This is a genomic window from Mycobacterium sp., assembly GCF_032159565.1.
GTDB lineage: Bacteria > Actinomycetota > Actinomycetes > Mycobacteriales > Mycobacteriaceae > Mycobacterium.
The window spans coordinates 18,271-39,738 of record NZ_JAVHWR010000026.1; the positions used below are offsets into that span (position 1 = coordinate 18,271).

The 21,468-nt window shown below is 66.1% G+C and carries 25 protein-coding genes and 1 tRNA gene; 18 read left to right on the plus strand and 8 right to left on the minus strand.

The features are described from left to right. Positions 1-226 precede the first annotated feature (226 nt). From ponA2 to QOC76_RS03130, 3 genes are read right to left on the minus strand one after another with little or no spacing between them, the layout of a single operon-like run. The gene (gene ponA2, locus QOC76_RS03120; protein ID WP_526354063.1) at positions 227-2,683 is read right to left on the minus strand and encodes a transglycosylase/D,D-transpeptidase PonA2; all 2,457 of its coding nucleotides are present in this window, start codon (positions 2,681-2,683) and stop codon (positions 227-229) included. 35 nt (positions 2,684-2,718) lie between these two features. Further along, positions 2,719-3,321 (minus strand): TetR/AcrR family transcriptional regulator, encoded by a 603-nt coding sequence (locus tag QOC76_RS03125; RefSeq protein WP_526354065.1) that lies wholly within the window; start codon positions 3,319-3,321, stop codon positions 2,719-2,721. Between the two features lies 1 nt (position 3,322). After that, on the minus strand, positions 3,323-5,101 hold the full coding sequence (locus QOC76_RS03130) for an N-acyl-D-amino-acid deacylase family protein (protein WP_526354067.1): 1,779 nt from the start codon (positions 5,099-5,101) through the stop codon (positions 3,323-3,325). A 63-nt stretch (positions 5,102-5,164) separates the two neighbouring features. Between QOC76_RS03130 and QOC76_RS03135 the strand changes: the two genes are divergently transcribed. Genes QOC76_RS03135 through QOC76_RS03145 form a run of 3 tightly spaced genes read left to right on the plus strand, consistent with a single transcriptional unit; the run spans position 5,165 to position 6,466 of the window. Next, positions 5,165-5,551 (plus strand): nuclear transport factor 2 family protein, encoded by a 387-nt coding sequence (locus QOC76_RS03135; protein ID WP_526354069.1) that lies wholly within the window; start codon positions 5,165-5,167, stop codon positions 5,549-5,551. Positions 5,552-5,553: 2 nt separating this feature from the next. Next, the gene (locus QOC76_RS03140) at positions 5,554-6,060 is read left to right on the plus strand and encodes a metallophosphoesterase family protein (protein ID WP_526354071.1); all 507 of its coding nucleotides are present in this window, start codon (positions 5,554-5,556) and stop codon (positions 6,058-6,060) included. Further along, the gene (locus tag QOC76_RS03145) at positions 6,053-6,466 is read left to right on the plus strand and encodes an MmcQ/YjbR family DNA-binding protein (protein ID WP_526354073.1); all 414 of its coding nucleotides are present in this window, start codon (positions 6,053-6,055) and stop codon (positions 6,464-6,466) included. The genes QOC76_RS03140 and QOC76_RS03145 overlap by 8 nt, the downstream gene beginning before the upstream one ends. Before the next feature lie 16 nt (positions 6,467-6,482). On the opposite strand, the gene QOC76_RS03150 is transcribed toward QOC76_RS03145, so the two are convergent. Then, positions 6,483-7,031: a cupin domain-containing protein gene (locus tag QOC76_RS03150; RefSeq protein ID WP_526354075.1), complete on the minus strand. Its 549-nt coding sequence runs from the start codon at positions 7,029-7,031 to the stop codon at positions 6,483-6,485. A 78-nt stretch (positions 7,032-7,109) separates the two neighbouring features. Between QOC76_RS03150 and QOC76_RS03155 the strand changes: the two genes are divergently transcribed. Genes QOC76_RS03155 through QOC76_RS03170 form a run of 4 tightly spaced genes read left to right on the plus strand, consistent with a single transcriptional unit; the run spans position 7,110 to position 10,839 of the window. Next, positions 7,110-7,610 (plus strand): DoxX family protein, encoded by a 501-nt coding sequence (locus tag QOC76_RS03155; protein ID WP_526354077.1) that lies wholly within the window; start codon positions 7,110-7,112, stop codon positions 7,608-7,610. A gap of 48 nt (positions 7,611-7,658) precedes the next feature. Further along, positions 7,659-8,231: an RNA polymerase sigma factor gene (locus tag QOC76_RS03160; RefSeq protein WP_526354079.1), complete on the plus strand. Its 573-nt coding sequence runs from the start codon at positions 7,659-7,661 to the stop codon at positions 8,229-8,231. Then, positions 8,228-8,935 carry a Rieske (2Fe-2S) protein gene (locus tag QOC76_RS03165; protein WP_526354081.1) on the plus strand — a complete coding sequence of 236 codons (708 nt, stop codon included), beginning with the start codon at positions 8,228-8,230 and terminating at the stop codon, positions 8,933-8,935. Before QOC76_RS03160 ends, QOC76_RS03165 begins: the two co-directional genes overlap by 4 nt. 26 nt (positions 8,936-8,961) lie before the next feature. Continuing rightward, entirely contained in the window at positions 8,962-10,839 is a 1,878-nt protein-coding gene (locus tag QOC76_RS03170; protein ID WP_526354083.1) for an alkyl/aryl-sulfatase, read from the plus strand. A 3-nt stretch (positions 10,840-10,842) separates the two neighbouring features. Here the strand turns inward: QOC76_RS03170 and QOC76_RS03175 are convergent, their stop codons facing one another. Beyond that, positions 10,843-11,604 (minus strand): SDR family NAD(P)-dependent oxidoreductase, encoded by a 762-nt coding sequence (locus tag QOC76_RS03175; RefSeq protein ID WP_526354112.1) that lies wholly within the window; start codon positions 11,602-11,604, stop codon positions 10,843-10,845. A gap of 38 nt (positions 11,605-11,642) precedes the next feature. Here QOC76_RS03175 and QOC76_RS03180 point away from each other — a divergent pair, with 38 nt between their 5' ends. From QOC76_RS03180 to QOC76_RS03190, 3 genes are all read left to right on the plus strand, one after another. Next, a complete protein-coding gene (locus tag QOC76_RS03180; RefSeq protein WP_526354085.1) occupies positions 11,643-12,251 on the plus strand; it encodes a histidine phosphatase family protein in 609 nt (202 codons plus the stop codon). Between the two features lie 9 nt (positions 12,252-12,260). Next, positions 12,261-13,286: a phosphotransferase family protein gene (locus tag QOC76_RS03185; protein WP_526354087.1), complete on the plus strand. Its 1,026-nt coding sequence runs from the start codon at positions 12,261-12,263 to the stop codon at positions 13,284-13,286. A 68-nt stretch (positions 13,287-13,354) separates the two neighbouring features. Then, positions 13,355-13,834, plus strand: coding sequence for a MarR family winged helix-turn-helix transcriptional regulator (locus QOC76_RS03190; RefSeq protein WP_526354089.1), 480 nt, complete (start codon positions 13,355-13,357; stop codon positions 13,832-13,834). A gap of 13 nt (positions 13,835-13,847) precedes the next feature. Here QOC76_RS03190 and QOC76_RS03195 read toward each other — a convergent pair whose 3' ends face one another. Beyond that, positions 13,848-14,594, minus strand: coding sequence for an SDR family NAD(P)-dependent oxidoreductase (locus QOC76_RS03195; RefSeq protein WP_526354091.1), 747 nt, complete (start codon positions 14,592-14,594; stop codon positions 13,848-13,850). Positions 14,595-14,715: 121 nt separating this feature from the next. After that, positions 14,716-15,108, minus strand: a complete 393-nt coding sequence (locus QOC76_RS03200) for a LapA family protein (protein WP_526354093.1) — start codon at positions 15,106-15,108, stop codon at positions 14,716-14,718. A gap of 141 nt (positions 15,109-15,249) precedes the next feature. Here QOC76_RS03200 and QOC76_RS03205 point away from each other — a divergent pair, with 141 nt between their 5' ends. From QOC76_RS03205 to QOC76_RS03225, 5 genes are read left to right on the plus strand one after another with little or no spacing between them, the layout of a single operon-like run. Then, positions 15,250-16,191: an ABC transporter substrate-binding protein gene (locus tag QOC76_RS03205; protein ID WP_526354095.1), complete on the plus strand. Its 942-nt coding sequence runs from the start codon at positions 15,250-15,252 to the stop codon at positions 16,189-16,191. 5 nt (positions 16,192-16,196) lie between these two features. Next, a complete protein-coding gene (locus QOC76_RS03210; protein ID WP_526354097.1) occupies positions 16,197-17,303 on the plus strand; it encodes an ABC transporter ATP-binding protein in 1,107 nt (368 codons plus the stop codon). A 3-nt stretch (positions 17,304-17,306) separates the two neighbouring features. Beyond that, positions 17,307-17,996: an ABC transporter permease gene (locus tag QOC76_RS03215; RefSeq protein ID WP_526354099.1), complete on the plus strand. Its 690-nt coding sequence runs from the start codon at positions 17,307-17,309 to the stop codon at positions 17,994-17,996. Beyond that, positions 17,993-18,784, plus strand: coding sequence for an ABC transporter permease (locus tag QOC76_RS03220; RefSeq protein ID WP_526354101.1), 792 nt, complete (start codon positions 17,993-17,995; stop codon positions 18,782-18,784). Before QOC76_RS03215 ends, QOC76_RS03220 begins: the two co-directional genes overlap by 4 nt. Next, complete coding sequence (locus QOC76_RS03225; protein ID WP_526354104.1) at positions 18,781-19,362, plus strand: putative glycolipid-binding domain-containing protein; 582 nt, start codon at positions 18,781-18,783, stop codon at positions 19,360-19,362. Before QOC76_RS03220 ends, QOC76_RS03225 begins: the two co-directional genes overlap by 4 nt. On the opposite strand, the gene QOC76_RS03230 is transcribed toward QOC76_RS03225, so the two are convergent. Continuing rightward, entirely contained in the window at positions 19,325-20,284 is a 960-nt protein-coding gene (locus tag QOC76_RS03230) for a prephenate dehydrogenase (RefSeq protein ID WP_526354106.1), read from the minus strand. The two genes, QOC76_RS03225 and QOC76_RS03230, sit on opposite strands and share 38 nt — an antisense overlap. 94 nt (positions 20,285-20,378) lie before the next feature. On the opposite strand from QOC76_RS03230, the gene QOC76_RS03235 reads away from it, so the two are divergent. From QOC76_RS03235 to QOC76_RS03245, 3 genes are all read left to right on the plus strand, one after another. Then, the gene (locus QOC76_RS03235; RefSeq protein ID WP_526354108.1) at positions 20,379-20,894 is read left to right on the plus strand and encodes a tRNA adenosine deaminase-associated protein; all 516 of its coding nucleotides are present in this window, start codon (positions 20,379-20,381) and stop codon (positions 20,892-20,894) included. Beyond that, on the plus strand, positions 20,891-21,346 hold the full coding sequence (locus QOC76_RS03240; protein ID WP_526354110.1) for a nucleoside deaminase: 456 nt from the start codon (positions 20,891-20,893) through the stop codon (positions 21,344-21,346). Before QOC76_RS03235 ends, QOC76_RS03240 begins: the two co-directional genes overlap by 4 nt. Positions 21,347-21,375: 29 nt before the next feature. Then, positions 21,376-21,466: transfer RNA gene (locus tag QOC76_RS03245), tRNA-Ser, on the plus strand. Positions 21,467-21,468: the final 2 nt, after the last annotated feature.

Here is a 21,468-nt window from a genome sequence, read left to right on the forward strand (position 1 = left end):
GTGTAAGTAACCCGCGCCACGCCGGCCATCACTGTCTAACCCGCACCGCCCTCGGATCGGATGCGGGCTGATCGGCGTTAGCAACGGTGTTCGTACAACCAGCACAGAAGACGGTGCCGGCCGACTCCATTGTCGTCGGGAATCAGGTTCTCCGGACCGACACGGCGCACGTCTGGATCGGCAAGTGCTGAAGGGGCCGAAAGCCGTTGCGTGCTTCGAAAACCGGCTAAGGCGGTGGTGGTGCGCCGGGCGGCGCCGGTGCGGCGGGCACAGGCAGAAATACCGGCGGCAAGCCGGGGGCGTCGATGATGTTGGCATCAGGCGGTGGCAGCACATCGGGAGGCGGCGGGGGCGGTGCGTCCGGCCGGCGGGGCGGGTAGTACACCGGCGCGGGCGAGACGCCGTTGCTGGTGTTGATCGTGATCAGGAAGCCGGGCACGGCCTTGTCCTTCGGCGTGGTGCCGACAATCGACCCCTTCGACAGGTAGCTGTCCACCGGCGACGGCTGGTCGGCGACCTGGAAACCGGCGTCCTGCAGGCGTTTACGCGCGGCATCGAATTTCAGACCGGTGATGCTGGGCAGCTGAACGGTCGGCGCGCCGTTCACGTAGCGCGGATCGGTCGGGGGCATCGCCACCGGGCCGAGGTCATTAGCGATCGGTTTCATCGCGAGGTACCACGTACGCGCAGGTTCGTTGCCGCCGTACAGGTTTCCGCTCGAGCATCTGCGCAGTGGCCATGAGCACAGGTCGGATGGCGCGGGGGTGTCGTCGAAGATGTAGTTCGCGGCGGCGTACTGGTTGGTGAACCCGAGGAACGCCGACGAGCGGTGCGACTCGGTGGTGCCCGTCTTCCCCGACATCGGCAGGGTCCAGCCGACGGAACCGGCCGAGCTCGCTGCCGTCCCGCTGATGTGGTCCTTGCCGAGCGCGTTGGCAAGCGTATTGGCGAGGCCCTCGGGCACGACCTGTTCACACTTCGTCTGCGGAAGGGGCACTTCGCGCCCGTTCCGGTCGATCAGCTTGTCGATCGGGTTGGGCGGGCACCACATGCCGCTCGACGCCAGCGTGGCGGCCACGTTCGACAACTCGAGCGCATTGAGCTCGAGTGGTCCGAGGGTGAACGAGCCGAGGTTCTGCTGCTTGACGTAGTCGGCGAGGCTGCCCTTGTTGTCCGGGTCATAGTCCCTGGCGCTGCCCGGCTCGGCATAGGAACGCATCCCCAGCCGCACTGCCATGTCTACTGCGCGCGGAACACCGACCTGCGCAATCAGCTTGGCGAAAGCCGTGTTCGGGGACTGGGCCAGCGCATCGGTGACGCTCATCGGGCCGCGCCCGCCGCCGCCCGCGTTCTTGACGCACCACGTGCGTGGGGGACAACCGGGGGTGTTGCTGTCACCCAGTCCCGCGCCTTCGAACTTCGCAGGAACGTCGAGTTGGGCGTTGATGCCCATCCCCATGTCGAGCGCCGCGGCGGTGGTGAAGATCTTGAACACCGAGCCCGCGCCGTCTCCGACCGATGTGAACGGCTGCGGCTGCACGGTCTGCCCGGCACCGAGCTCGAGCCCGTACGTGCGGTTGTCGCCCATCGCCAACACGCGGTGCGCGTCCCTGCCCGGCTTGATGACGCTCATCACGCTGGCGACGCCCTCCAGCGTGGGACTCGCGACCTTGTCGATGGCCTTCTTGACGGAGTCCTGCACCTTGGGATCGAGGGTGGTGCGGATCAGGTAGCCGTTTCGCGCCAGGTCGTCCTTCTCGATGCCCGCACGGGCGAGATACGACAGCGCGTAATCACAGAAGAAGGCGCGATCGCCGGCCCCGATACAGCCCTGCGGCAGCGGTGCGGGCTTGGGCAGGACACCCAACGGCGCCGCCCTTGCGGCGCGGATCTCGTCGGCTCTGGCCGGGACGTTCTCGATGAGCGTGTCGAGCACCAGGTTTCGGCGCGCCAAGGCACCCTCGGGATTCGTGTAGGGATTGAGCGCGCTCGTCGACTGGACCATCCCGGCCAGGAGCGCCGCCTGCTGCCAGTTGAGGTCGCTGGCGTTGACACCGAAATACGTCTTCGCGGCATCCTGCACACCGAAGCTGCCGTTGCCGAACGACACCAGGTTCAGATACCGGGTCAGGATCTCCGCCTTGGGCAGCGCCTTGTCCAGTTCCAGCGCCATCCGCATCTCGCGCAGCTTGCGCACCGGCGTCGTCTCGATCGCCGCCCGGCGCTCCGCATCGTTGTGAGCGCCCACCAGGAAGTTGTAGTTCTTGACGTACTGCTGCTCGATCGTCGAACCGCCGCGGGTGTCGACTGCGCCCTGCAGGTAGCCGGCCAGCCCGGTGAGCGAGCCCTGCACGTCCACTCCGTTGTGCACACCGAACCGCTTGTCCTCGATCGACACGATGGCCAGCTTCATCGTGTCGGCGACGCGGTTGCCGGGAACCACCCAGCGGCGCTGGGTGAAAATCCACGCGATCGGATTACCCGCGGCGTCGACCATCGTGGAGATGACCGGCACCTGGCCCTCCAGGAGCTCAGCCGCCTCCTGGGCCGCCCTGTCGGAGAGTCGGTTGGCCACCGCGCCTGCGCCGCCGACGAACGGAAACACCAAGGCCGCCAGGAGCAGGCCCGCGGTGAGGATGTACAGGATCAGCTTGGCAGGCTTCGCCGCTCGCTGCTCCGACACGTCTCCAGCCTATGGCGACCGCGAAGAGCGGTGGGTCACATCACGGTCACGGGCGCGCCCAAAAGCGATATCAGCAAAGGAATCTGCGCTTTGTGGATATCCGGCGGATCAAGTACATGCTGGAACATCGAGGTGCCGTTGAACGCACCGAGCACCAGCGCGAACATGGCCAAGGAACTCTCTTCGCCCGCCGCCTCGATCTCGTCGGGAAGCACCGCCCGCACCGTCTCGAAAATTTCGGCCATGTACATCGCCATGACATCGCGCAGCGTCTCCCGAAGCTTGTCGTCGGTGCGGGCGGCGACGGCCAGTTCGTAGATCACGGTATTGGTCGGGCTGGCGGTGACGTCGCGGACGATCGTCAGCGCCTCCTGCAGAGTCGGCTTGTTCGCCGGAATCGCGGCGACGCGTCTCGCCGCCGCTTCGAGTAGCCGCCGTCCGGCCTCCTGGGCCGTTGCCGCCATGAAGTCACCCATGGTGGGGAAGTGGCGGAACAACGCTCCGTCGGACACCTGCGCGCGCTGCGTGATCATCTTCGCCGAAGCGCGGGCGTAGCCGACCTCGATGATGGTGTCGATGCTCGCGTCGAGCAGGCGGGCGATCGTGTCCTCCCGACGCTGCTGCTGGGTTCTGGCCATCTCAGGCGGACACGGATTCCCGGTCGGTCTGCCCGGCCTTCAGGAACCGTCCGGACTTCACCGTCTCCCCGTAGCCGTCGCGGAACTCGCCGTCGCGGAATACGACCGCGCCGTTGACGCCGGTAGCGACTACTGCTGCGTCGTTGCGGTTCACCATCCGGGACAGGTCGCCGTAGAACGGCACCTTGGCCTCGTGATAGGCATCCACCGAGTCGTCGAGGCCGGCCGGGTCGATGACGACGAAGTCGGCGCGGTCACCTTCGCGCAGCGTGCCGGCCGCCAGCCCGAACCACTCGGCGACCTCGGCGGTGAGCCGGTGCACCGCATGCTCGACCGTCATGAACGGCTTACCGGCCAGCTCGGCGTCGCGGACCCGGCGAAGCAATTTCACCGGGAAGTTGTAGAAGGCCATGTTGCGCAGGTGCGCACCGGCGTCGGAGAAGCCCATGTGAACCGACGGATCGATGGCGAGCGCGTTGAGGTGCTTGGGCCGGTGGTTGGCGACGATCGTCGTCCACCGCACATTGCGCTCACCGTTCTCGACGAGCACGTCGAGGAAGGCATCCAGCGGGTGCATGCCGCGTTCGTCGGCGATCTGGCCGAAGCTCTTGCCGATCAACGTATTGTCCGGGCACTCCACGATCGTGGCGTCGTGGAAGTCGCGGTGCCACAGCGTCGGGCCGAGTTTTTTGCGGTCGAACGAAGCGCGGAAGCGTCGGCGGTACTGCGGATCGGCGAGCAGTTCGTTGCGCTCGATCTGATCGCGAAGGTGAAGGGCCGCGGTGCCGGCGCCGAACTCCTCGAAGACCGGCAGGTCGATGCCGTCGGAGTACAGCTCGAACGGCACGGGCAGGTGCTGGAACCGGACAAACGAGTTGAGCAGTCTGTTGAGAATTCTTGTGCCCGGGCCGAATACATGCACGGCGCCGGTGTTGGACTTGGCGTCGGCGGAGACGAGCAGGCTCATCCGGACGCCACGCCGACGGCCGAACATCCCGCTGCTGGTGAGGAAGAAGTTCAGCGCCTCGAGGGGGTTCTTCGTGTTGGGCGCGCTCTGGAGGATGCGGCCGCGTTTACGCAGCACCTTGATCAGCCTCCGGCGCTCCCGCCAGGTCGCGAAGGTCGACGGCAGCGCGCGGGACCGGAAGCGGTCACCGTCGAGTTTGTCGATGGGCGCATCCATGCCGGACATGCCGAGAAGGCCGGCGTCGAGCGCCTCGTCGAGCAACGTGGCCATCCGCTCGAGTTCGGCACCGGTCGGTTTGACGTCTGAGGTGGCACGCTCGAGTCCGAGGACCGAGGTGCGCAGGTCCGAGTGGCCGAGCATGGAACTGACGTTCGGCCCGAGTGGCAGGTCGTCGAGCGTCTGCACGTATTCGGCGGCCGACGTCCATATCCTCTTGGCTTCCAGGGCGCCGAGCACGAACTTGCGGGGCACCGCTTCGACGCGGCTGAACAGATCGGCGGCGTCCTCGGAGTCGGCGTACACCGTCGACAGCGAGCAGTTGCCCAGCAGGAGTGTCGTCACGCCGTGCCGCACGGACTCCCGCAAGCCGGGATCGAGCAGCACCTCGGCGTCGTAGTGCGTATGCACGTCGATGAAGCCGGGGGCGATCCATTTGCCGTCGGCGTCGATGACGTCCGGGCAGCCCGTCTCGTCCAGGGGTGCCGCGGACACCGCGGCAACGATGCCGTCGCGAATGCCCAGCGTGCGGCGTTGCGGGCGGCTGCCGGTGCCGTCGAACCACAGGCCGTTGCGAAGGATCACGTCGTAGGTCATGGCGACGACCGTACCAAAGATAGTGAGTGCTTACAATCTTTTTCTGACGCTAGGGTCGTAAACATGACGCCACCGGTCATCGCGCGCTGGATCGACATCATCGAGAACGGCCGCACTTCGGAGCTGGAAAGCCTGCTCGCCGAGGACGCAGTGTTCTACTCGCCCGCCGTGTTCAGCCCGCAGAAAGGCCGCGACACGACGCTGGCATATCTGACCGCGGCTGCAAAGGTCTTCGGCGACACCGACTTCCACTACGTCCAGAAGTGGTACGGCGAGCGGTCGGCGATTCTCGAGTTCGCCGCGACCATCGACGGGAAGTACGTCAACGGCATCGACATGATCCATTGGAACGACGCCGAGCAGATCGTGTCGGTCAAGGTGATGGTGCGCCCGTTCAAGGGACTGCAGGCGCTCATGCCCAAGATGGCCGAGCTGCTCGCGACTAGCTGACCGTGCGGCTGCTGCTGATCGCCGACACCCACGTGCCGAAGCGGGCCCGCGACTTGCCGGACCGGGTGTGGGACGAGGTGGCCAGAGCAGACGTCGTCGTGCACGCCGGCGACTGGGTAGAGCCTGCACTGCTCGACGCGCTGGAGGCCAGGGCCGCTCGCCTCGTCGCGTGCTGGGGCAACAACGACGGTGAGGAGTTGCGGGCGCGTCTGCCCGAACGCGCCGACGTCACGCTCGGCGGTGTGCGGTTCACGGTGGTTCACGAGACCGGTGGTTCCGGCGGCCGGGATTCGCGAATGGCGAAGCAGTATCCCGACACCGACGTCCTGGTGTTCGGGCACAGCCACATCCCGTGGGACAGCACGGCGACGACCGGACTGCGCCTGCTCAACCCGGGGTCGCCGACCGACCGCCGCCGCCAACCGTTCTGCACCTATATGACCGCGATCGTCGACGACGGTGTGTTGTCCGACGTCACCCTGCATCGCCTGGAGCGCCGTGGTGCGTGACCGACCGGCGAAGATCGACGATGTGCACGAGATCGCCTCCGGCATGCCCCACGCCACGCGGATCGAGGGCCCGAAGGGCAATTCCATCTACCAGGTGGGCGGGAAGTCGTTCGTGTTCTTCCGCACGCCGCAGCCCGACGCCGAGGATCCCGAAACGGGCGAGCGCTACGCCGACGTGATCATGATCTGGGTGGAGTCCGAGAGTGACAAGCTCGCGCTTCTGCAGGACCCGCATTCGCCGTTCTTCACCACCGACCGGTTCGACGGGCACCCGTCGGTGTTGGTGCGCGCCAGTAGGTTGCACGAGATCGGCAGGCAGGAGCTGACCGAGGTCATTGCTGACGCCTGGCTGTCCCGGGCTTCGAATCGTCGGGCTCAGGCGTGGCTTGCCGAGCACGGCGGCTAGTGCTGCGGTATAGCCGTCACGCGGGCGGCACGGCGGAATGGTTGGCCCCGCAGATGAACAGGGCCATCCGGGCCAGCTTGTCGCCGGGGTTCTTCCACCGGTGCCGGGTGCCGTTCTGCACGACCGTGTCGCCGGGGTTCAACGTGACCTCGGCGCCGTCGTCGAGTTCGAGCACGACCGTACCCTCGAGCACCACCTCGAAGTCGATGGTGTCGGTGGCGTGCATGCCGGGATCGGATGGGTCCATGTATTTCAGAAGGCCGGGGAGCTTGGCCTCGACGTCGGCGATCGCGTCCTCGACGTTCGTGAAGTCCTGCTCGGCGGCACCGGTTTCCGGCGGAATGGTGAGCATCCCGAAGCGGAAGCCGCCGATGGGCGGAAAATAGGACCGCCACTTCGGCATCGACCCGTCGCCGGGGAACTGCGGTGTGGTGTCACCGCCCCAAAGCTGGAAGAACTCCGACGACGGCAGAAGATTCGGCCGGTCGGGTTCGACGGTCTCGTCACTTGCGAACACGGACTTCCCGGACTCGTCGTGTCCGGTCACCACTCGACGCACACCCATGTTGAGAGTCAATCACCCAGCGGTGTAACCCCGCTGCCTATCTCGTTAGGGACCATCCAAGAAGAAAGGCATACGAACATGTCGCAGCGCGAACTCTCGCTGACTCAATTGACCGCGACCCGCGCCTCGGGCGCCGTCGTCTGGATCCGCCTCTATGTGGGGCTGATCTTCATCGGTGAAGGCTTCCTGAAGTTCCTTCGCCCCGAGGCTCTCGGGCCCGGCCGCTTCGCAAAGGTCGACATCCCGTTCTCCACCTTCACCGCCTACCTGGACGCGGTGTTCGAAATCGGCTGCGGTGTTGCGATCCTCGCCGGCCTGCTGGTTCGATTGGCCACGCTGCCGATGATCATCGACATGATCGGTGCCCTCGGTTTCACCAAGGTGCCGCTGCTGTTCGGCAGCGCGGCGTTGTATCCGAAGGAACACGGCTTCTGGGACTTCTTCCACGAGGGCCGGCTCGAGATCGCGATGCTGTGCGGCAGCATTTTCCTGCTCATCGTCGGTGCAGGCGGCTACTCGTTGGACCGCCGGATGAGCCGCGCCGACGCTCCCGCACGTATCTCCGGTGTCCGGGTCTAGCCCGGTACACAGCAAACTCCAAGGTCGATTCGAGGACGGTGGCCCATGATGGCGAGCCAGAATGAGGCGCGCCGTCCTCGACTCCGGCCGGTGCGTGAGTCCCGCCCAGAGGGAGGACTGCGAGCCGTGACGGCTGCGGCGTATCCGGATTGGGATGCGGTGTACCGCGACAACGTCACCTGGGTGTACCGGCTGATGTACTCGAAGGTGGGCAACCAGCCCGACGCGGAAGATCTCACCGCCGAGGTTTTCATGACGGCACTGAAGCCGCTGCGCGTCTCGGCGACGGTGCCGGAGGTGCGCAAGTACCTGAAGATGACCGCGCGCACGGTGCTCGCGTCGTACTGGCGGGACCGGATGGGCAGGCAGATCACGGCGATCGAGGATGACCTGCCCGATGAAAGCGGGCAGGAAACTGTCGAGTCGGATGCCCCCGATCGGGTTCGTCGGGTGCTGACGAAGCTGCCCGACAACTATCGGCGCATCCTGGAACTGCGTTTCCTGCAAGCCTTCTCGGTTCGCGAGGCGGCGGGACAGATGGGTGTTAGCGTCGCGAATGCCAAGGTGTTGCAGCATCGGGCACTACAGACGGCTGCGCGAATCAGTGAGGAGGCGCTGTGAGCGGACGACCAGTGCGCCGCTTCGTCGACGGCCTGCTGCGGGGCCAGCGCACCGGGCGGGCACGCCCCGACGATCTCGACGCTCAAGAGATGAAGACGGCCATCGAGATGCGCGCCGCCCGCACGGGCAGCGACTTGCCGCGTGAGGAATTCATCACCGACCTGCATCGCCGGCTGGCCGAGCAGATCGGCGAGACCCAGCAGGCCGAGAACCGGTCGTCGTGGGGGCCGTCGGGCACCCGTCGGCAGGTGGTCATCGGCACCGGCCTTGCGGCGGCCTCCGCGGCCACCGGCATCGTCGTCGGCCGCAGCCTGCTGGCTCCGACTCGACCGCCGACTGAAGCCGCGACGCCCAGCCAGGATGTGCTCGAACCGAACGCCGGGTCGTGGCATGCCGTCGGCGCGAGTGCCGACCTGCCGAAGGGGGGAGCGCTCGCGTTCGACCTCGGTGCGGTCAACGGGTTCGTCCATCGCGTCGACGCCGAAGTCGAGGCCGTCTCGGGCATCTGCACCCATCAGGGCTGCAAGCTGTGGCTGGACGCACCCGACAGCCGGCTGCGGTGCCCGTGCCACTCGACGTCCTTCTCGCTGGATGGCGAGACGCTGACCCATCAGCTGCCGACACCACCACCGCCGCTGCCGAAGTTCCGCGTGCGTGAAATCAACGGTGTGATCGAGGTTTTCGCGCCAACAGAACCCGCATAGCGGGATTTGGTGGCAATGTCGGCGGCATGATTCAGAAGCCGCCCACCGCCGTCATCGAATCGGCGAACCGCGGGCACGTCGACAACTTGCCGTTCTCCGACACCTCGGATTTCCACGACGCCGACCGCGGATTCATCGGCGCACTGGAACCGTGTGTCATCAAGGCGGCCGACGGCAGGGTGGTATGGGACAACGATGCCTACGCGTTCCTGAGCGGTGAGGCACCGGCAACGGTGCACCCCAGCCTCTGGCGGCAGAGCCAACTGTGCGCCAAGCAAGGACTCTACGAAGTGGTTGAGGGCATTTACCAGGTCCGCGGCCTTGACCTCTCCAACATCAGTTTCATCGAGGGCGACAACGGCATCGTCGTCATCGATCCGCTCGTGTCGACGGAGACGGCGGCGGCGGCCCTTGCGCTGTACCGAACGCATCGAGGGAATCGGGCGGTCAGCGCTGTCATCTACACCCACAGCCACGTCGACCACTTCGGTGGCGTTCTCGGTGTCACCACGCAGGCCGACGTCGATGCGGGCGAGGTCGTGGTGATTGCGCCCGAGCACTTCACGCAGCATGCCGTCCAGGAGAACGTGTACGCCGGAACGGCAATGGGGCGCCGCGCCGGATACATGTACGGGGCCGCGTTGGCACGCGGACCGCGCGGACAGGTGGGCTGCGGACTGGGTCAGGTTGCCTCCGCAGGCGAGGTTGCGTTGATCGTGCCCACGCTCGACATTCGCGAAACCGGCGAGACGCACACAATCGACGGGGTCGAGATCGAATTCCAGATGGCGCCGGGAACCGAGGCGCCCGCCGAGATGCACTTCTACTTCCCGAAGTTCCGCGCACTGTGCATGGCGGAGAACGCAACCCACAACCTGCACAACCTGTTGACGTTGCGTGGCGCACTGGTGCGGGACCCGCACGGCTGGGCCGGTTATCTGACCGAGGCGATCGACACGTTCAGCGATCGGACCGACGTGGTGTTCGCATCCCATCACTGGCCGACCTGGGGCAAGGATCGGATCGTCGAATTCCTGTCGCTGCAACGGGATCTGTACTCCTATCTGCACGACCAGACACTGCGGCAGCTCAACCAGGGATTCACCGGAATCGAGATCGCCGAGGACTTCCAAATGCCTCCCGCATTGGAGAAGGCGTGGCATGCACACGGTTACTACGGATCGGTCAGCCACAACGTCAAGGCCGTGTACCAGCGCTACATGGGATGGTTCGACGGCAACCCGGGCCGGTTGTGGGCGCATCCGCCGGAGGCCATCGGACCGCGCTACGTCGAGGCGATGGGCGGAATCGACAACGTCGTCGAGACCGCCCGAAGGGCGTTTGACACCGGTGACTTCCGCTGGGCGGCAACGTTGCTCGACCATGCAATCTTCACCGATCACCATCACGCAACTGCCCGCGAGCTCTACGCCGACACGCTCGAGCAGCTGGCGTACGGCGCTGAAAACGCCGTATGGCGCAACTTCTTCCTCTCCGGGGCAACGGAACTGCGGGATGGCAACTTCGGCACACCGACCCAGCCGGCGTCTCCGTCAATGCTCGCCCAGCTGTCACCCGAGCAGATGTTCGACACGTTCGCGATCAACATCGACGGTCCGCGGGCCTGGGACCTGGACGTCGCCGTCGACGTCACGTTCCTGGACACCGCGACCAACTACCGGCTCACGCTGCGCAACGGAGTGCTCGTCTACCGGAAGGCTCAAGCGGACGAGTCGACAGCGCAGTCGACCGTCAGGCTCGCGAACAAGATGCGGCTGCTCGCGTTCGCCGTAGGTGATGCCGACTCGCCGGGGATCGAAATCTCCGGCGACCCAGAGGCTTTGCCGTCGATCATCGCAGTGGTGGACCGGCCGGACCCCGGCTTCAACATCATCGAGCCGTGACGGCTAAGGGATCCCACCGTCCACCCGGATGATCGACCCGCTGGTGTAGCTCGACGCATCCGACGCCAGATACAAAGCGGCCCCGATGATCTCGGCTGGATTGCCGAGCCGCTTGAGCGCGAAATTCTGCGCGCCCCTGGTCGTCGCCGGGATGTCCCACGCCTTGCTGATGTCGGTGAGAAAGGGACCCGGCATCAACGTGTTGACCCGTACCGTCGGGCCGAAGGCGAGTGCGAGCCCCTCGGTCAACGCGTTGACCCCCGCCTTGGCCGCCGAGTACGGCAGCTGCTCGGGCCGCGGCCGGCGCGACCCGCTCGAGCTCACGTTGATGATCGATCCGCCACCGTCGGCCACCATGCGCGCACCCACCAGGGTCGACAACCGGAACGGACCCTTCAGGTTGAGGTTGATGACGGTGTCGAACAGCTTCTCGGAGACGGCGTCCAGCGATTCGTACAGCGGCGACATACCCGCGTTGTTGATGAGGACGTCGACCTTGCCGAACCGTTCGTAAGCCGCGTCGACCAGCCCGTCGAGCTGATCCCACCGGCCGACGTGCACCGCATACGGCATCGCGGTGCGTCCGGTGGCCGAGGCGATTTCCTCGGCGGTGACCTGACAGGCCTCCAGCTTGCGACTGGCGATGATGACGTCGGCGCCGCAGCGCGCCGCGGCGAACGCCATCTCGCGACCGAGTCCGCGACTGCCGCCGGTGACCAGGACGACCCGGTCGGTGAGGTCGAACAGCTCGTCGGCGTAACCCATATCGGTCCTCCTCGCTTCGGTGGTCATATGGTGTCACGGTGCAATTGCTACTGGTCCGGCACGCGTTGCCGCTTCGCAGCGAGCCGGGCAAAGGCTCTGACCCCGACCTGTCCGCCGACGGCATCGAGCAGGCCAAGCGCCTCCCGGACGCGTTGGCGCGCTATCCGATCAGCCGTCTGGTCAGCAGCCCGCAGCGGCGTGCGGTGCAGACCGCGCAGCCGGTCGCCGACGCGCTCGGTCTCGCGATCGAGATCGACGATCGCCTCGCCGAGTACGACCGGGACCTCAAGCACTACATCCCGATCGAGCAGATCGCCGCCGAGTATCCCGAGGAGCTGGCCCGGCTTGCCAGCGGCCACCTTCCGAGCACCGTCGACGAGACCGCGTTCCTTTCCCGTATCAACGAGGGCATTCGCGACCTCGCAGCCACAGCCGACCACGAAGACACTGTTGCGGTGTTCAGTCACGGCGGGGTGATCAACGGCCTGCTGCACAGCATCCTTCGCACCGACAAGATCCTCTGCGTCAATGTCGACTACGCCGGCATCACCCGGCTGTTGTCCTCCCGGAAGGGCGAGCTCTACGTCGCGTCGGTCAACGGCACCGAACACGTATGGGACCTGCTGCCGAGAAATCAGCGATGGTAGACAAGTCCGGTGACGACTTCGCTGGAAGGGCTCGACCTCGCCGCCCTTGACCGCCACCTGCGGGAGGCGGGCATACCGCGCAGCGGCGAGCTGTGGGGCGAGCTGGTCTCGGGTGGCCGGTCGAATCTGACGTTTCTGGTCGGCGACGACGAGTCGAAGTGGGTGCTGCGCAGGCCGCCGCTGCACGGCCTGACGCCGTCGGCACACGATATGGCGCGCGAATACCGGGTCGTCGCCGCGTTGCAGGACACCCCCGTCCCGGTCGCGCGGGCTGTCACCATGCGCGATGACGACTCGGTCGGCGGTGCGCCCTTCCAGATGGTGCAGTACGTGCCCGGCCGGGTTGTCCGCCACACCGACCAGCTCGAGGCGCTGGGCGACAAGGAAGCGATCAGCAGCTGCATCGACGCTCTGATCAAGGTGCTCGCCGACCTCCATTCCGTCGACCCGCAGGCAGTCGGCCTCGGCGACTTCGGCAAACCCACCGGGTATCTCGAACGCCAGGTGCGGCGGTGGGGCTCGCAGTGGGATCTGGTCAAGCGCGAGGACGATCCCTTCGACGCCGATGTCCGGCGACTGCATTCCGCTCTGGCAGAGGCTCTTCCGTCGCAGAGCCGCAGCTCGATCGTGCACGGTGACTATCGCATCGACAACACCATGCTGGACGACGACGATGCCGAGAAGGTGCTGGCGGTGCTGGATTGGGAGATGTCCACGCTCGGCGATCCGATCAGCGACGCCGCCCTGATGTGCGTGTATCGCCACCCGTTGTTCAACGTGATCCACGCGAGTTCGGCGTGGGCTTCGCCGCTCATGCCCGAGGCCGACGACCTCGCGAACCGCTATTCCGTTGCGGCCGAACAATCACTGGACAACTGGGACTTCTACCTGGCGCTCGGATATTTCAAGGTGGCGATCATCGCGGCGGGCATCGCGTTCCGGGCGCGGATGGGCGGCGGCGTCGCCGTCGACACAGACGAAGTGGATCAGGCGGTCGGCCCGCTGATGGCCGAGGGCCTCAACGCGCTCAGTTGAAGGCCGGGCGGGCCGTGTCGACGGCGCCTGATTGTGTGATAGATCAACCAACTGTGATCATGAACGCCATGGCGCAGCGCGTATGGCTCACCGCGACGCAGGAGCGGACGTGGCTCAATTACATGGGGGTCTATCACCGGCTCGAGTACGAGATGAACCGCCAGCTTCAGGCCGACTTCGGCGTTTCGCTCGCCGACTACACCGTCATGAACGCACTGTCGAACGAACCGGGGCGCAGGTTGCAGTCGAGCAGGTTGGCCACCCGAATCGGTTGGGAGCGAAGCAGGCTGTCGCACCAACTTCGTCGCATGGAGACGCGGCGGCTCGTCGAGCGGATCGCGTCGGAGGTCGACGGCCGCGCCACCGACGCCATGCTGACGCCGCAAGGCTGGCGCCTGCTGCAGTCCGCCGCTCCCAAGCACGTCGCCTGGGTGCGCACATTGTTCTTCTCCGACTTGGACGACGCCGCCGCCGACGAGCTCGCCGACCTGCTCGGTGAGGTTTACCAGACGATCCTGCGGAAAGGCACGCTGCCACGACCGGACTAACCGAACACGTCGGTCAAATCTGGACTTCGCCGCCGTCGACGAAAAGCTCGCTACCGGTCATGTAGCTGCTGGCATCGGAGGCGAGAAACGCCACCGCCGAGGCGATCTCGTCGGCATTCCCCACTCGCTTCATGGGGACACCGTCGGCCATCTGTGCCAGCAGCTCCGACTCGCCGCCCGCGGGAGCCAGCCCCGTCAAACCGGGAGTCTCGACCGGTCCCGGAACGAGGGTGTTGACTCGGATGCCGCGGTCGGCCAGTTCGGCGGCCAAGGTCCGGCCGAGGGATCGCACAGCCGCCTTCGATGCGGCGTAGACGCCGAACGCGGGCGTGCCCCTCGATGCCGCGGTCGACCCGGCCAAGATGATGGACGCGCCGCGATTGAGCAGCGGAATCACCTTCTGCACCGTGAACAGTGTGCCGCCGACATTGCGGTTGAACGTGTCGAGGTAGTGCTCGACGGTGACCTCCGCAATCGGCGCGAACGATCCTCCACCCGCGTTGGTGAAGACCACGTCGAGGCCGCGTCCATGGGCTTGGATCGCTTCAGCCACCGCGTCGATCTCGGTGAAGTTGCTGACGTCGCTCACCACACCTGTTGCGTTTGGACCGATTTGGGCGACGGCCTCATCCAGGCGCTGCCGACTGCGCCCCGCGATGAAGACGTGCGCGCCCTCGTCCGCCAGCCGCCGTGCGGCCGCCAGCCCAATGCCCGAGGTACCGCCCGTCACCAGGGCGGTCCTGTCCTGTACTACGCCCATGGCGCCGACCTCCTGCGCTCTGCGTGACGGATCACGTTGAAGTGAGCCTACTGCCCTTACGTGACACGTCAACAAAAGAGGATCGGTTCACATTCCGGCCTGCCTGCGGTGCAAGCCGCCGCTAGAGGCGGGCCTTCAGATTCTTCTTCGCCGCTCGGCGGAGCTGAACGATGCGGGCGGTCCCCACCGCAACGGTCAGGAGGCCACCACCCACGGCTGACAGCAGGATCGCGACGCCCAGTGGCAGGTTCCAGTTCCATCCGAAGAAGTTGATGGTGATGGAGTTGGTGTTCTGCATGATGAACACCAACAGCAGGATCAGGATCAGGAACCCGCCGATCAGCGCCGACCACAGCGCCGCTGCACGAGTGAAGTGGACCGCGTTCTGCGGCGGAGGCGCCGCCTCGGCGGGCACCTCCGGCAGGTCCGCCAGCGGCGGCGGAACCGGCTCGCCGGCAAGCGGCGGTGTCAAGCCATGAGGCCGGTCTGGTGACACGGACGGATCGGTGGTCATGCGTCCATCTTTGCCCCTTCGGCCCGGGAATGAAACAAACCGTCACTTTCACGGTGAATGCAAAGCGCGGCGGGTGACCGCACATGCCGATAGGGTCCGGTGGAGTGATGCGCCGAGAGGACATTGAGTATGTCGAGCGGTATGTCGAAGACACGTAGGCGGTATCTGGCACTGGTAACGGCCGTTCTGGCGTTGGTCACAGCGGCCTGTGGCAGTTCCAACCCGTTGGGCGGCGGGGAGATCTCGGGTGATCTCAAATCGATCAAAGTCGGTTCGGCCGACTTCACCGAGTCGAAGATCATCGCCGAGCTTTACGCGCAAGCGCTGGAGGCCAACAGCTTCACCGTCACCCGCCAGTTCGGCATCGGCAGCCGCGAGACGTACATCCCTGCGGTGCAGGATCATTCGATCGATTTGATACCGGAGTACACCGGCAACCTGCTGCAGTATTTCGACAAGGAGACCACCGCTACCACCCCGGACGCGGTGCTGCTCGGGCTGCTCAAAGCGCTCCCGGGCGACCTGTCGATTCTTTACCCGTCGCCCGCCGAGGACAAGGACACGCTCGCCGTCACGGAGGCGACCGCGCAGCGGTGGAGCCTGAAGTCGATTGCGGATCTGGTCCCACACTCCGCCGAGGTGAAAGTCGGTGCGCCGTCAGAATTCCAGACCCGTGTCACAGGTCTGGTGGGACTCAAGGAGAAATACGGCCTCGACATCGCGCCGGCCAACTTCATCGCGATCAGCGACGGCGGCGGTCCGGCAACGGTCAAGGCGTTGACCGAAAACGCCGTCACCGCCGCGAACATCTTCAGCACGTCGCCCTCAATCGAGCAGAACAAGCTTGTGGTGCTGGAGGACCCGAAGAACGTCTTCCTGGCCGCGAACGTCGTGCCGCTGGTGGCCTCGCAGAAGATGTCCAACGATCTCAAAACGGTGCTCGACGCCGTCAGTGCGAAGCTGACCACCGAGGCGCTCATCGACATGAACACCGCGGTGGAGGGCAACCAGGGCATCGATCCCGACGAGGCTGCGAAAAAGTGGATCAAGGCCAACGGCTTCGACAAGCCTGTCCAGAAGTGAGCGCAATGATCAATTTTGAGAACGTCACCAAGAAGTATCCGGATGGCACGGTCGCCGTCGACGACCTGACGCTGGAGGTGCCGGAGGGAACGTTGACCGTGTTCGTCGGTCCGTCCGGCTGCGGCAAGACCACGTCGATGCGGATGATCAACCGGATGATCGACCCGACGTCGGGCACGCTGACGGTCAACGGCGAGGACGTGACCAAGGTCGACGCGGTCAAGCTCCGGCTGGGGATGGGCTACGTGATCCAGAGCGCCGGGCTGATGCCGCACCTGCGGGTGGTCGACAACGTCGCGACCGTGCCCGTGCTGCGCGGCGAATCCCGGCGCAGCGCACGCAAAGCCGCGTTGGGGGTGATGGAGCGCGTCGGCCTCGACCCGAAGCTGGGGGACCGCTACCCCTCCCAGTTGTCAGGTGGCCAGCAGCAGCGCGTCGGCGTGGCGAGGGCGCTGGCGGCGGACCCCCCGATCCTGTTGATGGACGAACCGTTCTCCGCTGTGGACCCCGTCGTGCGCGAGGATCTGCAGGCCGAGATCGTGCGGCTGCAAAGCGAACTCCGCAAGACCATCGTGTTCGTCACCCATGACATCGACGAGGCGGTCAAGCTCGGCGACAAGGTTGCGGTGTTCGGCCGGGGCGGTGCGCTGCTGCAGTACGCCGACCCGCAGTTCGTGTTGTCGAACCCGGCCAACGAACTCGTGGCGGGCTTCGTCGGCGCTGACCGCGGCTACCGCGGCCTACAGTTCTTCCACGCGACGGGGTTGCCGCTACACGACGTCAGATCGGTGACCGAATCCGATGTCCACGCACTCGCCCTCGGGCCAGAGGAGTGGGCGTTGGTGATCAAGGACGGCAAGCCTTTCGCGTGGATCAACGCCGAGGGTGTTGACGTGCACCGCAAGGGCAGCTCGCTGTACGACAGCACCGTCGGGGGTGGATCCTTCTTCCGGCCCGACGGCACGCTGAGGTTGGCGCTCGACGCGGCGCTGTCCTCACCGACTGGCTTGGGGGTGGTGGTCGACGACGACGGTCAACTCATCGGCGGAGTGCGAGCCGACGACGTGATCAAACAGCTGGACGAGCAGCGGCGTGTCCCGGAGGTGGGGTAGCCGGTGCGCTATCTCTTCACTCACCTCGACGACCTGTGGACCCTCACCGTCATCCATCTGCGGTTGTCGCTCATTCCGATCGTGCTCGGTCTGCTGATCGCCGTACCGCTGGGTGCGCTCGTGCAACGCACGACGCTGCTGCGACGGCTCACCACCGTCAGTGCGAGCATCATCTTCACAATCCCGTCGCTGGCGCTGTTCGTCGTGCTGCCACTGATCATCCCGACGCGAATCCTCGACGAGGCCAACGTGATCGTGGCACTGACGCTCTACACCGTCGCGCTGTTGGTGCGCGCGGTGCCCGAGGCGCTCGACGCGGTGTCACCAGCGGTGCTCGACGCGGCGACCGCCGTCGGGTACAAGCCGCTGACTCGAATGCTGAAAGTCGAACTGCCGCTTGCAATTCCGGTGCTGGTTGCGAGCCTGCGCGTCGTCGCCGTCACCAACATCTCGATGGTGGCGGTCGGGTCGGTGATCGGTATCGGCGGTCTCGGCACCTGGTTCACCGAGGGCTACCAGTCGAACAAGAGCGATCAGATCATCGCAGGCATCATCGCGATCTTCGTGCTGGCGATCGTCATAGACGCGTTGATCATGCTCGCCGGGCGGGTCATCACGCCGTGGACACGTGCAGCACGGGCAGGCGGCACGGCGCGACCGGAGGCGACGGCGACGGTCGGGGAGGCGGCATGAACTTCCTGGACCAGGCGCTGTCGTTCATCTTCACCGCGGCCAACTGGGCGGGTCCAGCCGGATTGGCCGCCCGCATCGGCGAGCATCTGCAGTACACCGTGATCGCGGTGTTCTTCTCGGCGTTGATCGCCATACCGATCGGCATGATCATCGGGCACACCGGACGGGGCACCTTCCTGGTCGTCACCGGTGTGAACGCGCTGCGGGCGCTGCCGACGCTCGGGGTGCTGCTCCTCGGTGTGCTGCTGTGGGGTCTTGGCCTGGTGCCGCCGACGGTCGCGCTGATGCTCCTCGGTATTCCGCCGTTGCTGGCGGGCACCTACTCCGGCATCGCCAACGTCGACCGTGCGGTGGTCGACGCGGCGCGATCGATGGGCATGACCGAACGCCGGATCCTTCTGCGTGTCGAGGTGCCCAACGCGATGCCGCTGATTCTCGGAGGTCTGCGGACCGCGACGCTGCAAATCGTCGCGACCGCGACCGTCGCCGCGTACGCCAGCCTCGGTGGCCTCGGCCGGTATCTGATCGACGGGATCAAGGTGCGCGAGTTCTACCTGGCGTTGGTCGGCGCCCTCATGGTGACCGCACTCGCTTTGATCCTCGACGGTGCGTTGGCGTTCGCGGTGTGGACGTCGGTGCCCGGCAGCGGGCGGCTGCGGAGAATGCCACAACCGTTGCTGGACGACGAAGTCGCGTTCGAATCGCGCACGCCGTCGGAGGATCGGAGAAAAAGCACCTCCGAAGCGGGGTACGAAGGTGGCCGTCCGTCGCCTACGGTAGACGGGTGAGTGCAGAACCCGCTCCCTGGCCCGCCATCTTGACGTGGCGCGCCCACGACGTTCGTCGAATGGAATCCGTGCGGGTGCAGCTGTCCAACAAACGGATCAAGGCGTACGGCCGCATCGTCGCCGCGGCAACGAAAACGCACCCGCCATTCTCCGCTTCCTACGATCTGGTGACCGACGAATCCGGCGCCACCAAGCGGCTCTCACTGACGGTGACACTCGCCGAGCGCGAACGGCAGCTGTCCATCGCACGCGACGAAGAGAACATGTGGCTGGTTCAGGACCATTCGGGTCAAACCAATCGGGCGGCCTACGACGGTGCGCTGGACGTCGACGTGATCTTCAGTCCGTTCTTCAACACGCTGCCGATTCGGCGAACCGGGTTGTATCAGCGCAACGACTCGCTCGCCGTTCCGGTGGTCTACGTATCGCTGCCCGACCTGGCGGTGAACCCCGTGACGATCAGCTACAACAGTGCGTCCGACGGCATCAAACTGCATTCGCCGGTGGCCGATACGACGGTGACGGTCGACTCCGAGGGCTTCATCCTCGACTATCCCGGACTCGCAGAGCGGATTTGATCACCCCGCCGGCGCGGCCGGCGGCGGCAAGCTCGTCACGCCAACCGTTCTGGCCGATGACCGTCGTGATGATCTGTGACCGCTGGAAGTTGGAGAACCGCATCCGGGCGGCGTGACCTTCCTCGACGAGTTCGGCGACCGAGCCGTCCCTTGCCAACGATTTGCGCGCCTTCGTCAGCATCTCGATGGACCGGTCGAGCGCAGGCAGCAGCTGTTCGGAGTTCGCTTCGCACATCGCGCGCACCAGATCTGGTGCGGTAGCTGCCACCCGCGTGCCGTCGCGGAACGAGCCGGCGGCCAGCGCGAAGGCAAGCGGCACCTGACCGGCGGTGGCGGCCAGGGCTTCGGCCATCAGGTGCGGCAGGTGGGAGATGGCGGCGGCCGCGGCGTCGTGCTCGTCGGATCTGGCGGGGACGACGATGGCTTCGCAGTCCAACGCCAAGTCCATCACCATCGCCCAGACCTTCGGGTCGACATGGTCGTCGACGCTGACGACCCACGGCGCGCCGACGAACAGGCCGCTGTCGCCTGCCGCCCAGCCGGATTGAGCGGTGCCCGCCATCGGATGACCACCAACGAAGTTGGCGAGCAGCCCGACCGACTTCACCTGGTTGAGCACGGCGCCCTTGACGCTCGTCACGTCTGTCAGCGGGCAGTCCGGCGCCAGCGCCCGAACGTGGCCCAGCACGATCGACAGCGCGGGCACGGGCACGGCGATGACGATCAGCGCGCCGGTTTTCGCGGCGCGCTTCAGCACCTTCTCGATGTTCTCTCCCGCGTCGAACCGGTCCACGGTGGCCGCACGGACGCCTTCGATCGACCGGTTGTAGCCGAAGACCTCCCGGCCCGCGTCGGCCGCCGCTCGCATCACCGAGCCGCCGATCAGGCCGAGGCCAAGCACACAGACGGGCGGTTTAGTCACGGCATCAAGGGTGGCATATGGTCTTGTTCGCCGGACTCGCGGCTGGTGTGGATTGCTGGTCAAAGTCGCTGGTCGGGGACTAGCGTAAGCGCCCATGGGACCACAGCGGGCACCTGCGAAGGACGCCGATGCGCCTGACGGCTTCGGGGTTGCCGTCGTCCGTGAGGACGGCAAGTGGCGCTGCTCGCCGATGCGTCGCGCTGCGCTGACGAGCCTGGCGTCGGCGGAAACCGAACTACGGGAACTGCGCAGTGCAGGGGCCGTTTTCGGGCTGCTGGACGTCGACGACGAGTTCTTCGTGATCGTGCGGCCCGCACCCGCAGGGACCCGGCTGCTGCTCTCGGATGCCACCGCGGCGCTGGACTACGACATCGCCGCCGAGGTGTTGGAGAAGCTCGACGCCGACATCGGTCCCGACGACCTCGACGAAGCCGAGCCGTTCGAGGAGGGCGATCTGGGTTTGTTGTCCGACATCGGCCTGCCCGAGGCGGTACTCGGCGTGATCATCTCGGAGTACGACCTCTACGCCGACGAGCAACTGGGCCGCATCGCGCGCGAGATGGGTTTCGCCGAGGAACTGTCGGCGGTGCTCGACCGTCTCGATCGGTGACCGACGACGACCTCATCCGCGCCGCACTCGATGCCGCAGGCGGCGCAGGCCCCGGCGATGTGCCGGTCGGCGCGGTGGTGTTCGGGCCCGACGGAACCGAGTTGGCGCGGGCCGCCAACGCGCGCGAAGAGCTCGGGGATCCGACGGCGCACGCGGAGATCCTGGCCATGCGCGCGGCGGCGGCGGTGTTCGGCGACGGGTGGCGGCTCGAGGGCACCACGCTCGCGGTGACCGTCGAACCGTGCACGATGTGCGCCGGTGCGTTGGTGATGGCGAGGGTGTCCCGGCTGGTCTTCGGCGCGTGGGAACCCAAGACCGGCGCGGTGGGCTCGCTCTGGGACGTGGTGCGCGACCGCAGGCTGACGCACCGGCCCGCAGTCGTGGGCGGAGTGCTGGCCGAGGAGTGCGCGGCGCCGCTGGAGGTGTTCTTCGCGCGGCAGCGATTGGAGTAGTCCGCTCGTTGTTAGGTACGCTGCCACACGGTGGCGTGTCCGAGCGGCCTAAGGAGCACGCCTCGAAAGCGTGTGACGGGTAACCCCCGTCCGAGGGTTCAAATCCCTCCGCCACCGCCATA

Excerpts from the sequence above, each read along its gene's own strand:
- QOC76_RS03125 (WP_526354065.1), bottom strand. The coding sequence starts at position 3,321 with ATGGCCAGAACCCAGCAGCAGCGTCGGGAGGACACGATCGCCCGCCTG.
- QOC76_RS03130 (WP_526354067.1), bottom strand. The coding sequence starts at position 5,101 with ATGACCTACGACGTGATCCTTCGCAACGGCCTGTGGTTCGACGGCACC.
- QOC76_RS03135 (WP_526354069.1), top strand. The coding sequence starts at position 5,165 with ATGACGCCACCGGTCATCGCGCGCTGGATCGACATCATCGAGAACGGC.
- QOC76_RS03150 (WP_526354075.1), bottom strand. The coding sequence starts at position 7,031 with ATGGGTGTGCGTCGAGTGGTGACCGGACACGACGAGTCCGGGAAGTCC.
- QOC76_RS03155 (WP_526354077.1), top strand. The coding sequence starts at position 7,110 with ATGTCGCAGCGCGAACTCTCGCTGACTCAATTGACCGCGACCCGCGCC.
- QOC76_RS03160 (WP_526354079.1), top strand. The coding sequence starts at position 7,659 with ATGGCGAGCCAGAATGAGGCGCGCCGTCCTCGACTCCGGCCGGTGCGT.
- QOC76_RS03170 (WP_526354083.1), top strand. The coding sequence starts at position 8,962 with ATGATTCAGAAGCCGCCCACCGCCGTCATCGAATCGGCGAACCGCGGG.
- QOC76_RS03175 (WP_526354112.1), bottom strand. The coding sequence starts at position 11,604 with ATGGGTTACGCCGACGAGCTGTTCGACCTCACCGACCGGGTCGTCCTG.
- QOC76_RS03190 (WP_526354089.1), top strand. The coding sequence starts at position 13,355 with ATGGCGCAGCGCGTATGGCTCACCGCGACGCAGGAGCGGACGTGGCTC.
- QOC76_RS03195 (WP_526354091.1), bottom strand. The coding sequence starts at position 14,594 with ATGGGCGTAGTACAGGACAGGACCGCCCTGGTGACGGGCGGTACCTCG.
- QOC76_RS03200 (WP_526354093.1), bottom strand. The coding sequence starts at position 15,108 with ATGACCACCGATCCGTCCGTGTCACCAGACCGGCCTCATGGCTTGACA.
- QOC76_RS03205 (WP_526354095.1), top strand. The coding sequence starts at position 15,250 with ATGTCGAAGACACGTAGGCGGTATCTGGCACTGGTAACGGCCGTTCTG.
- QOC76_RS03210 (WP_526354097.1), top strand. The coding sequence starts at position 16,197 with ATGATCAATTTTGAGAACGTCACCAAGAAGTATCCGGATGGCACGGTC.
- QOC76_RS03220 (WP_526354101.1), top strand. The coding sequence starts at position 17,993 with ATGAACTTCCTGGACCAGGCGCTGTCGTTCATCTTCACCGCGGCCAAC.
- QOC76_RS03235 (WP_526354108.1), top strand. The coding sequence starts at position 20,379 with ATGGGACCACAGCGGGCACCTGCGAAGGACGCCGATGCGCCTGACGGC.